The sequence below is a fragment of the Ferruginibacter sp. genome (assembly GCF_014377975.1).
Lineage (GTDB): Bacteria > Bacteroidota > Bacteroidia > Chitinophagales > Chitinophagaceae > Ferruginibacter.
Window position 1 is genome coordinate 20,424 of the sequence record NZ_JACMOO010000323.1, and the last position, 12,222, is coordinate 32,645.

The following is a 12,222-nucleotide window of genomic DNA, read 5'->3' on the forward strand; positions in this document are numbered from 1 at the left end:
GCAACCAAATAAAATGAAATATCCCCGTAAACTTTCATCCGGCTCAAACAACACGGTGATTGTTATAAGCGATGCAGAAGTTGCCAAATTATTTATTGGTGATACCCGTTCTGAAATTGGAAGCGAGGCGGAAAAAATGCAATTTTCAAATACCGTAAATAACCTGGTTGTAAAATTTGTACGGTTAGATTATAACGAAATATTGCAGGCAGAAATGCTGGTAATGGAGCGAATACATCCTATTGATTTTAGAGCGTATGAAACAGAGATACGGCAATTATGGCTGGATATATTTGAAGATGAATTAAAACAATTGCACGAGGCAGGATTTGTTCACCGGGATTTAAGACGACCTTCAAATATTGGCGGGTTGGCTTTTGACAACGTCTTACTTACCCATACCGGACTGCGGTTAATTGATGTAGGTATATCTGCACTGCAAAAACAAGTGGGCGATAAAATTTTTGAAAAATATATTGAAATTGAAAATAAAGAGATGGCAGCATTCAGCGAATATTTCCGGAACAGGTAAATCATTTACTGCCCTGTTCGTTGCCTTTTTTCCCAGTTAATAAATCCTCACCAATTATATATCTATCATAGAATACCGGATAGTAAAAAATACAATTTGTAAAAGAGTGCCTGATCCCATCTTTAAAGCAGTTATACGAAAAAGCGGGTATGCATTAGAGTAAGTAGTTTATTTTTTTTACATTTGGGTATGAAATTTCAGATTGAAAATTTTGTTGCAGATATAAAGGGCTTTCTTCATGATGATATGTCTGATGAAGAATTTTTTAATTTTTGTCAGCAAAATCCAGACTTAAAGCTTGAGCGGGATCATAATAAACAAATCTACGTCATGGCACCTACAGGATTTTATACCGGATCATATAGTGCTGACATTAATGGTGAATTATATATCTGGAATAAAAAATCCAAAGCAGGTAAAGTATTTGATTCTTCTACCGGATTTACACTTCCTGATGGCGCTGTTTTTTCTCCAGATACAGCCTGGATAAGTAATGCAAAAATGAGCTTGCTTACCGAAGAAGAAAAAACAAAATTTGCACCCGTTTGCCCTGATTTTATTGTAGAATTAAAAAGTAAATCTGATAATTTAAAACAGTTAAAAAATAAGATGCTGCAATGGATAGAAAATGGTGCAAGTTTGGCATGGCTTATAAATCCTGAAAATAAGATGGTATCTATTTACAGGGCCGATAATAGTGTTGAAATTATACAAGGCTTTACCAACAAACTTTCCGGCGAAAATGTATTACCAGGCTTCGAACTGGATCTGCAGATACTCCAGTAGTGCTTTCATTTTATATTTATTGCGAGTATCTTAGAAGCTGTCTAAAATAGATTTTTAGCTTGGCATCATGCGGTTGGTGAAAACATCAACTTCGGTTACAGAAGTGGCCGGTTTCTTCAGCGTCCACGTCTTAAATTATAAAAAATTCCACAAATAGTTTTTAGACAGCTCCGTTAAGACATGTCAAAACCCTTAGATATTCCAATTTGGAAAAAAGCTCCGTTCATCCGGCTGCTATTGCCTTTGGTAATTGGGATACTGCTGCAATGGTATGTAAAAATTCCTGTTGTTACCGGCATACTTGGTGCAGTATGCTTTAGTACTGCTTACTCATTATTCTTATTATTTCCCATCGCAATACAATTTAAATTACAGTCACTACAGGCCATTATTTTAAATTTACTGATTGTAAGTGTTGGTCTGCTTGTAACCTGGCAAAAAGATGTACAGCATAGCAATAGCTGGTTTGGTCAGTACTACCAGGATAACGATTATCTATTGGTTAGGATAAATGAACCATTGATTGAAAAATTGAAATCATATAAAGCAGATGGCTATGTTGAAGCGGTCGTTCACGGAGAGCAGGTAATTAAAAGTGAAGGAAAGGTATTGCTGTACTTTGCAAAAGATTCGCTTCAGCCGGCGTTAAAATATGGCGATAAAATACTGCTGAATAAAAATTTACAGCGCATCAAAAATTCCGGAAATCCCGGCGCTTTTAACTACCAGCAATATGCAGCTTTTCAATCCACGTTTCACAATGTTTATTTGCAACCCAAAGACTGGGTATTGCTTACTGGCAAAAATATAAACTGGTTCCGGCAATTTCTCTTTACATCAAGGGCAGCTATTTTAACTGTTTTACAAAAAAATATACCGCAAGGCAAAGATGAATTAGGGATTGCAGAAGCCTTGCTGATAGGCTATACCAACGACCTGGATAAAGACCTGGTGCAGGCGTACAGCAATACAGGAGTGGTACACATTATTGCTATTTCGGGTATGCACCTGGCATTAATTTATGGATTACTGGTGTGGGTATTTGCTAAAATTCCATTCATCAATAAATCAAAAATTACACAGTTGGTATTAATTTTAGTTTGCCTGTGGTTGTTTGCTCTGCTCACCGGTGCGGCAGCATCTGTATTGCGTTCTGCCGTGATGTTCACTTTTATTGCAGTGGGTAAAAATGTTTCAAAACAGTCTTCCATTTACAATTCTCTGGCAGGTTCAGCTTTTGTAATGTTATGTTACAATCCGTATTTTTTATGGGATGTTGGGTTTCAGTTATCTTACCTGGCTGTTGTAGGAATTATTGTTTTTCAAAAATCTATTTACAACTGGTTCTATATAAAAAATAAACTGCTCAACGAAATATGGAAACTGATGGCCATTTCACTTGCTGCGCAGGTGCTTACATTTCCGGTGTGCATTTATTATTTCCACCAGTTTCCGAATCTGTTTCTTATAACCAATATTGTAGCAGTTCCATTATCGGGTATCATATTATTTGCAGAGATAGGCCTGGTAGCATTTTCGTGGATTTCTTTTATGGGCATTTACATTGGTAAAATTGTTGGCTGGATGGTATTGTTGATGAACATTATAGTATTAAGGGTAAGCCAGGTTTCTTTTGCAGTATGGGATAACATTCCTTCAACTGTTGCTACTACCTGGTTGTTGTATGCGGTTGTAACTGGCATTGGTATGTGGCTAATTAACAAAAATAAAAGCGCTTTTAGGCTGGCAATAATTTGTTTATTTGCATTTGTATTGCTACAGGCTTATGCAAACTGGCAAATAAAAAAACAGCAGAAGATCATTGTGTACAATGTACCGCAACACCAGGCCATTGATTTTATTACCGGCAACAATTATCATTTTTTGGGAGATAGTATTTTACTACAGGATGGCGTATTGCAAAACTTTCATTTAAAACCCGCCCGCATTGCGTTGCAATTAAATGTGCGCAGCGATTTGATGCACACTGTTTTTCAACAACAGCAATTTTATCAGTTTGCAAATAAAAAAATATTGGTGATTGACAAGCAAATTGATTTTGAACCCGTTCAGCAAAAAATTGCGGTAGACTTGATTATTATCTCAAAAAACCCTAAACTTTCAATAGCACAGATTGCCAACGTTTTTAACTGCGATCAATATATATTTGATGCCTCCAACAGTTTGTGGAAAATTGAACAGTGGCAAAAAGATTGTAAAGCCTTACATTTAAATTATTATTCCATACCGGCTGAAGGAGCGTATATATGCGATATTGGCATGTAAGTTGGTGATTTTACAGCACTTATTTTCCCATATTTTATTTTAATCCGAATTGATTAAACAGCATCTATTTTTATATCATCATAGCTTACAACTGCGCATTGTGTGTGTTTTACTAACGGCGTTTTGTTGTACAATTTATTACCATTCAGCATCGGCAGAAACGTTAAAATCAGATTCATATTTAGACTGCCGTACTACTTCCGCATTAAATTTAAAACCATTTTATATTACCGATAGCATACCCTGGTACAGAACAGATACGGTGGTAGCACCATTCGAATATAAACAGTCTGCACTATTTCAGCCATTTACTTTTAAAGCCATTGATAGCGTGGTTAATATCCTGCTAAAAAATGATTCGGTATTTTTTTCCATAAACGGATATGCCCATGTTGATGAAGGCAGCGATACCATTTGTTATTACTTATCGCTTAACAGGGCGTTGGTGATAAAAGACTATTTATTTGCAAGAGGCGTAGACAGTTGCAAGCTAAGTTTTGTAAAAGGCTGGGGTAATGTAAGATCAATACGCCGTAAAACAAATGCAGAAATACTCCGGTACAACTGCAGGGCCGAAATAATGCTTAATTACCTTTTACCACCACCGCCACTTGCTATTCACGACCGGGATGAGGATGGTATTGCAGACGAAGCCGATGAATGCCCGGATGAATACGGAGAAATAGAAACTCATGGATGTCCAGATAGAAATGCCATTGTAGTACCTTTTATAAATCAGCAATACTCATTGTTTTCCGTATCATATTCCGTGTTGGATAGTGTGAAGAACATATTATCAAAAGATCCATCTATTTCAATATCCATTGCCGGTTATGCCTATAAAACAGAAGGTATTAATACATTCTGTTTGTTGCTTGCTGCTCAACGGGCAGATATTGCAAAACGATATCTATTGAGTCGCGGCATCGCCAAAGAACGAATTGAGTCTGTAAAAGGACTGGGTAAAAAAAAGCCATTAAATCCCGGAAGAAACCCGGCGGAAATAAACCGCAATTGCAGGGCGGAAATATTTTTGATCCGGCATTGATTTTTTGACAGTCTTTTAAATATTTTCTACTTCCTGTCTTGTTTACAATTTGGTTGTAATATAATTACCGGGAGGATATTTGCTACGGTCAAAAATCTTAATTTTGACGCATTACAAAAAAAACCGGGTACGTAAAGCTTCCCCGAAGACCACCTTAACCGAAAAAATGAACAAAAAAATTCAATCAGCACTTATTTCTGTTTTTTATAAAGATGGATTAGAAAATATAATTAAGGAGTTACACCAGCTCGGCATTACCGTTTATTCTACTGGTGGTACACAGCAATTTATTGAAGCCCTGAATGTTCCCTGCGTTCCGGTAGAATCGCTAACCAGTTATCCATCTATTTTGGGTGGCCGTGTTAAAACACTGCACCCATCTGTATTTGGTGGTATTTTGGGTAAAAGAAATGATGCCACCCATGTACAGGAAATGAAGCAATACAATATTCCTGAACTGGATCTTGTAATTGTAGATTTGTATCCTTTTGAAGAAACCGTTGCAATGGTGAATAGCTCCGGCTTTCAAGTGGCTAGCTCCGGCTTTCAAGCCGGAGATGAAGAAAAAGAAAAACTAATTATTGAAAAAATTGATATTGGCGGTCCGTCGATGATAAGAGGTGCAGCAAAAAATCATGCAGATGTAGTGGTGATTGCTGCAAAAAAAGATTATGCCCTACTGGAACAAATTTTAAAAGATCAAAAAGGAGAAACTACATTAGCACAACGCCGTGCCTTTGCCATAAAAGCCTTTGATGTTTGCACCGGTTACGATTTAGCCATATCAAACTATTTTAATCAAACTGCTTTTGCCAATCCCTTCGACAAAACAAAAACGGTATTGCGGTATGGCGAAAATCCACACCAGCAGGGTATTTTCTACGGCAATCAGGAAGAAATATTTGACAAACTTCACGGTAAAGAATTATCCTACAATAACCTGGTAGATGTGGATGCAGCGGCACAATTAATAAGCGAATTTGAAAATCATTCAAATTTGAACAGTCTAAAAGTTGCCTCTGTGGAAGAGGATTTGAGGGAAGTTGTCTTTGCCATCATCAAACATACCAATCCATGTGGTATTGCATCAAGGCCAACTGTAAAAGAAGCCTGGGATGCGGCATTGGCAGGTGATCCGGAAAGTGCATTCGGTGGCGTATTGGTTTGCAATGCAGCCATTGATAAAGCAACCGCCGAAGCCATCAACGAAATATTTTTCGAGGTTTTGATTGCACCTTCCTTTAATGCAGACGCCCTGGAAATTTTACAAACAAAAAAGAACCGCATACTGCTGTTACAAAAAACCGGGCTAACGGCTACGCATCAGTTTAAATCAGTTTTAAACGGAACACTTACCCAGCAAAATGACATGGGCAATTATACAGAATGGAAAGAAGTTGGCGGCAGGGAAACTACCGCAGCGGAAAAAGAAGACCTTTCATTTGCCAACCTGGTAGCCAAACATTTAAAAAGTAACTCCATTGCATTGGTAAAAAACAAACAGCTCATTGGAAAAGGTTGCGGACAAACTTCCAGGATAGATTCTTTACGTCAGTCAATAGAAAAAGCAACACAATTTAATTTTGATTTAACAGGTGCCGCATTGGCGAGCGATGCATTTTTTCCTTTTGATGATTGCGTAAAAATTGCACATGCAGCAGGCATCCATTCCTTTATACAGCCTGGGGGATCTATACGGGACAAAGATTCTATTGAATACTGCAAACAAAATAACCTCGCCATGGTTATTACCGGGTTGCGCCATTTTAAACATTAAGTCCTGAAGCTCGGCTTGGGTAAACAATGAAAATATTAGCCAATAATATCATAGCCAAAACACCCTTTAACCGGCCTGGTGGTAAACCCATGCTGGCATTGATATGGGTATGTTTTTTTTGGGGTACCACCTGGATCGCTTCTAAAGAAGGCGTTAAATATATACCCGCTATTCAAATGTGCGCTATTCGCCAGATATTGGGTGGAAGTATTTACCTTTTGTATTTTTTATATACCAAACATCCCTGGCCAAAAGGTAAACAGTGGGTAACTATTTTAATATTGAGTGCCTTAAATTTTATGCTTAGCAATACCCTAACCACCTGGGGTGTAAAATATATTTCGAGCGGTTTAGGAGCCATAATAGCCGCTATTATGCCTTTATGGATAGTTATTTTCACTTTGTTTGAAGGAAACCGCCTCCCCGGAAAAGCGCTGGCCGGCATGCTGCTTGGCTTTGGCGGCATCTGCATTATTTTTTACGATCACCTGAAAGATTTTTTAAATGCTGATTTTCGTTTTGGTATTTTACTGTCTTTTGTGGCCAGTATTTCATGGGCCTTGGGAAGTTTATATACCAAAAAACACAGCAGTGGCTTTAATCCTTATTTTAGTATGGGGCTGCAAATGGTTATTTCTTCTGTTGCTTTATTTAGTATTACTTACACCACCGGAGATATGATCAACCTCCACGATATTCCTATGAACGGCTGGCTCGCTGTAAGTTACCTAGTGGTGTTTGGCTCTGTATTAAGTTTTATTGCCTATGTGTATGTTTTACAGCATTTACCCACCTCACGGGCATCCATATACGCTTATAGCAATCCAGTGGTGGCTGTTCTTTTAGGGGCTTTAATTTTTAATGAAAGATTAAATATTTATGTAGCTATCGGTGGAGCGGTAACCATCGCTGGCGTGTACTTGGTGAATGATAGTTTTAAAAGAAATGTTGCAACAAACAAATAGAGAACTTTTTATCATTCATTTTTTGTCGGCTGTTTTTAATTTAAAATGTTGTCTAAAAAAATATAGCATTCTTTCATAACCAGCAAATATGCCAGGCTTAATAAATGCTACACATATCATTAATTATTTTCATTTTAAATATTTTTGTGTCGTTGAAAACTTAAAACTCATACCGAATAGAATGTATTTAAAATCCCGCCCTGCCGCTTTCTTCTGCACCCGCCGTTTTGCGCTGGCGACTTGCTTTGATAGTAGATTTACCAAAACGATAGCTGATGTTTATTCCTACTCTTGGGCCTTCCGATACATTTTTCCAGTACAGGTTTAAATTGTCATTTTTTAAATAAGCCCTGTAAGCATTTATGCCAATGTTGGTAACACTTAATTTAATGGTAGCCTTTTTTTGCCATAATTGTTTTTGTATTCCAATGTTACCGCCATAGCTGTTTAAGAGTTTAGTAAAGCTACTTATAGCTGGGGTAGAGTAATAAAACCCAACCTGAACTTTATACTCTTTTGACAAAATAAAAGTATTGTCACAGCTGAAGTAGCCGTTAATATTGCCGGTTGCATATTCGTAGCCGGGATAAGTACTGATATCTTTTTCATAATTGATGCCGGCATTATTTTCTGCACTCCACCATTTTGTGAGGGGGATTACTATGGTAATATCCCCGTTTAGATAATGCGATTTTCCTATGTTTCTATCAATGGTAGTGGTGATGGTTTTATTATCGTTTTGGGTTACTACATTATCCCTCATATTAGTTTGGTAACGGTAACTGATATTACTGAACAACCAATCTTTATAACTGTGTTTTATTTCAAAATTATAATTAAAAGCGGGTTGTAAATAAGGGTTACCGGCAAAAATAGTAAAGGGATCAATATAGCTTAAAAATGGATTAAGACTGCTGTATCCCGGTCTGCTGATTCACCTGGTAAAATTGACATTAAACTGGTGACTATCGTTTATTTTAAAAGTGGCAAATACACTGGGAAATAAACTGACGTATTGCTTTTTATCAACGGTATTGTTGGTAACAGAATTAGCAATATAGCTTGTTCGCTCAGCCCTCAGCCCTATCTGAAATTCCCATTTTTTATACCTGAAATTTACATTGCTGTAAGCAGCCTGTAAGTTTTCTGTATAGATAAACTGATTGTTTCGGGTATCATCCACCAGCCAGTTGCCAGTGCTTAATTGCAGTGAATCTGCTATTAAATTATTATCCATATTTACCCGGCTTATTTTTACGCCAAAAGCAATTTTTGCTTTCTCATTCACTTGTTTTACGTAATCAATTTTAGCGCTGTAGATCATTACTTTAGCAGGCACACGATTTCTAAAAATATAATCAGCCCGTAGTTTTTGCCTTACTGTATTTACAAAATAATTTGTATTTATATCTGTACCATTCGCATTGAAGGTTGCAAGGTCTGCATCAATATTCAATTCGCTTCCAAGGCTGTCCAGCAATGTTTTCAGGTTAATATTATAAGTGGCATTATTGCTGTATTTGTCATCGGTTTTAATAGTATTTACAAAGGCGTAAGGTTGTTTGTTATTATCGCTAAAAGTTGTGGTGTTCGTTACCGGTTCTTTGGATGAGGAGAGATTTTGGTTGGTAAAAAAGCCCAGTGTAGTATTTTTATCCAGGCTGTAATCTACACCTGCTTTAATAGTACCGGCATTAGCGGTTGGATTCCAGTAATTTCTCCTGCTTTGATAAATAACACCGGTATTTGTTGTGGCAATATTATTAAGTGTAAGTTCATTAAAGGTATTGTAAATACCGCTATTTATATTGGTAAATACATTCCATTTGCCCTGGCGAAAATTTAAATTCAATCCGCCATTTACTTTACCGTAACGTGCTTTGGCCATACCAATATTTACCGTACCATTCAGGCCTTGCTGATCACTTTTTTTTAATTTGATATTGATGATGCCTGCACTGCTTTGCGCTTCAAAACTACTATTGGGGCTGGCGATGATTTCTATTTTAGTCACCATATCAGCAGGTAAATTTTTAAGGTAATCGGTTAGGGATTGTCCGCTTAAATTAGCCGGTTTGCCATCAATATAAATTTGAGCGACGGTCCCTTTTAATTTTAAGTTATCATCTTTATCGCTGCTAATCGCAGGCCCCTTTTTTATCATTTCAAATACACTGCTGCCACTTGCCATAATGTGCTGCTCAACATTTAAGATGGTTCTGTCTGCTCTTTCTTCAATAAATTTTTTCTTAATAGCCACGGTTACGTTTTGCAAATTTCCAATAGCTTTTTGCAGTACTATATTGCCTGTTGCCAGAGGTTCAATACTGTTTGTTAATACCAACGGTTGTCGGTGTTGTTCAAAACCAGTCATACTAATTTGCAGGGTAAGTTTTCCTTTTTGCAAATCTTTAAATATAAAGATCCCTTGCTCGTCAGATACAGTATTGGCAATGATTTTTTTACTGCTATCCAGCAGCGCAATGGTAGCATAACCAATAGATTTTTGTTCACTGGTTAATATTTTACCTTCTACTTCAATTTGGGTAAACGCTGTTTGAAATAAAACTATTAATATAATTATTAACTTAAGGCTTTTCATGTTGCGTTGTTTTAGTAACTCGAAATTGGAGGCAACTGCGTAGGTTTTTTTTATTATTCTACCAACAGGTAGTTTTATACTACTAACCACTATTTTATAAACCTACCCGTTGGCCGGTATTGTAAAGGAGTTGGTATGTATTTTACAACGGTTGATATAATTTTCAGGCCTGTCAGCTTAATTGCGGCTAGATTTATGGATCGAAATAAATTAGGGATAAGCAGCAATGAAAAAAAAACACATTATAGCACTACATGCCTTTTACTTTTTTTATGTATTTGGGTGGGATGAAGTTAGGCGGCAATTATTTAAACCGAAATATGTGTTTTCATTACAACGGCTTACTAACCCCTTTGCTATTTCAGCATACATCCTTTTATTGGCAGTTTTTATGTCAACTATCTTTTTATAATGCCTGCTTTTTTAAAAAGAATGCCTACATAAAATTAGTTGCATCCTGGTTATTATTACTCGCTGCGTTTATTATTGCCAGACATACTATAGAAGAAGTTTGGCTTTTTTAATGGTGGGGTATGCGAAATTACAATGCGGGTACTACGCTGCTGGCATATACCGTAGATAATTTTTTTGAATGTGCCGGGTTGATAATGATGAGTACTGTTTTCTGGACCGTTACACATTACATACAAAGCGAAAAGGATAAGGCTGTGCTGGTATAACAAAAGCAACAAGCCGAATTGTCTTTTTTACGCAACCAGGTAAACCCTCATTTTATTTTTAATACCATGAATAATATATATGCCATGGTATATCAGAAATCGGCAAAGGCATTGCCAGCTATTGAAAAGCTCAGCAACATAATGCGGTATGTAATGACGGAGAGTGATGTTCAACAAATTTTGTTGGCTAAAGAAGTAGCCTATCTACAAAATTTTATTGAACTGCAGATGGTAAGAATCAATATCGCCAACAGTGTACAGTTTAATGTTACAGGCAATATTGACAACGTGCAGATTGCACCGCTTTTATTAATTCCATTTGTTGAAAATGGTTTTAAACATGGTATTACCAATAAAGAGGAGTATCCTTTTAGAATAAACCTTACAATTGAAAATAAAACCCTTCTTTTTACTACAAGTAACTATATCAGTAAGGGTCATAAGGATGAAAGCAATGGCATAGGTTTACTAAATGTACAAAGCGGCTGGCTTTATTGTATCCCGGAAAGCACATACTTGAAATAAAAAACCGCAATAATATCTTTACCACTAACCTTAACATTCAATTGTAAATGAATACCAATAAAATTATTTGCATTGCGGTAGATGATGAGCCCTGGGCTTTGTCGTTGCTTACCAATTACATCAAAAAAATTCACTTTTTAAACCTGGTTTTTTTGAAACTAGTGAATCGTTGGCTGCATTGGAATATCTGCAAAGCAATACGGTTCAACTGGCCTTTATGGATATACTGATGCCCGACCTTACTGGTATGCAAATAAGGAAAAATTATTCAGAATAAAATACCGGTAATATTAACCACTGCCTACACCGAATATGCATTAGAGGGGTATGAACATAATGTAATTGACTACCTGGTAAAACCAATCACCTTCGGCCGGTTTTGCAAAGCAGTTGAAAAAGCAAGGCAGGTTTTACAAAGCCCTGCTACCGTTAAAGAAATGACTGTAATATCCAATACCAGTGAAACTAAGAATTATTTATTTGTAAAAACAGATGGTAAAATGGTAAAGGTAAATTTTGAGGAAATTTTATTTATAGAAGGATTAAAAGATTACATCGCTATCAATAAAAAAACAGAAAAATTAATTATCCTGCAAAACTTTAAAACTATGGAGGAAAATTTACCTACCACCCGTTTTATACGGGTGCACAAAAGCTATATTGTTTCGCTTGAAAAAATTGACAGCGTTGAAAGAAACCGGATTTTTATAGGCACCAAGATAATACCCGTGGGTGATACTTATAAGGATGCATTTTTTACCAAAATAAATAAGCCTTACTATAATTGATGAAGGCTTATAATTATCTTTTCGCAAAACGATCACCCTTTTTTTAATTACAGCAATTTATTAATAACCGGCAAATTTGTTTTGCTGGTTTATTAATCCAACGGCGCAGCCCCTTCACTCTCCTTGTTCCTGTTGTCCTTTTTAAATTCCAGCTTTCCAAACTTCCAGGTAAAGTTGATGCCTATGGAACGGAAAGGTATTTTGCGTAAACCATTTACAGAAAAGCCGGGGCC

Annotated in this window: 9 protein-coding genes and 1 pseudogene; 9 read left to right on the forward strand and 1 reads right to left on the reverse strand. The window is 36.6% G+C overall.

The window, feature by feature from the left end; genetic code table 11:
* Positions 1–13: 13 nt before the first annotated feature.
* The 6 genes from H7254_RS16155 (at position 14) to H7254_RS16180 (ending at position 7,394) form a co-directional block, all read left to right on the forward strand.
* Positions 14–532 carry a hypothetical protein gene (locus H7254_RS16155; RefSeq protein WP_301933948.1) on the forward strand — a complete coding sequence of 173 codons (519 nt, stop codon included), beginning with the start codon at positions 14–16 and terminating at the stop codon, positions 530–532.
* Between the two features lie 189 nt (positions 533–721).
* The gene (locus H7254_RS16160) at positions 722–1,318 is read left to right on the forward strand and encodes a Uma2 family endonuclease (RefSeq protein WP_301933949.1); all 597 of its coding nucleotides are present in this window, start codon (positions 722–724) and stop codon (positions 1,316–1,318) included.
* 180 nt (positions 1,319–1,498) lie between these two features.
* Positions 1,499–3,604, forward strand: a complete 2,106-nt coding sequence (locus tag H7254_RS16165; protein ID WP_301933950.1) for a ComEC/Rec2 family competence protein — start codon at positions 1,499–1,501, stop codon at positions 3,602–3,604.
* A gap of 100 nt (positions 3,605–3,704) precedes the next feature.
* Complete coding sequence (locus H7254_RS16170; protein WP_301933951.1) at positions 3,705–4,652, forward strand: OmpA family protein; 948 nt, start codon at positions 3,705–3,707, stop codon at positions 4,650–4,652.
* A gap of 166 nt (positions 4,653–4,818) precedes the next feature.
* Positions 4,819–6,429, forward strand: coding sequence for a bifunctional phosphoribosylaminoimidazolecarboxamide formyltransferase/IMP cyclohydrolase (gene purH / locus H7254_RS16175; protein WP_301933952.1), 1,611 nt, complete (start codon positions 4,819–4,821; stop codon positions 6,427–6,429).
* Positions 6,430–6,455: 26 nt separating this feature from the next.
* Positions 6,456–7,394, forward strand: coding sequence for a DMT family transporter (locus H7254_RS16180; RefSeq protein ID WP_301933953.1), 939 nt, complete (start codon positions 6,456–6,458; stop codon positions 7,392–7,394).
* 187 nt (positions 7,395–7,581) lie between these two features.
* Here H7254_RS16180 and H7254_RS16185 read toward each other — a convergent pair.
* A pseudogene (locus H7254_RS16185) lies at positions 7,582–9,996 on the reverse strand (outer membrane beta-barrel protein).
* 533 nt (positions 9,997–10,529) lie between these two features.
* Between H7254_RS16185 and H7254_RS16190 the strand changes: the two are divergent.
* The 3 genes from H7254_RS16190 (at position 10,530) to H7254_RS16200 (ending at position 11,989) form a co-directional block, all read left to right on the forward strand.
* Positions 10,530–10,676: a hypothetical protein gene (locus H7254_RS16190; protein ID WP_301933954.1), complete on the forward strand. Its 147-nt coding sequence runs from the start codon at positions 10,530–10,532 to the stop codon at positions 10,674–10,676.
* A gap of 18 nt (positions 10,677–10,694) precedes the next feature.
* Positions 10,695–11,201 (forward strand): sensor histidine kinase, encoded by a 507-nt coding sequence (locus tag H7254_RS16195; protein WP_301933955.1) that lies wholly within the window; start codon positions 10,695–10,697, stop codon positions 11,199–11,201.
* A gap of 437 nt (positions 11,202–11,638) precedes the next feature.
* The gene (locus H7254_RS16200) at positions 11,639–11,989 is read left to right on the forward strand and encodes a LytTR family DNA-binding domain-containing protein (protein WP_301933956.1); all 351 of its coding nucleotides are present in this window, start codon (positions 11,639–11,641) and stop codon (positions 11,987–11,989) included.
* Positions 11,990–12,222 lie beyond the last annotated feature (233 nt).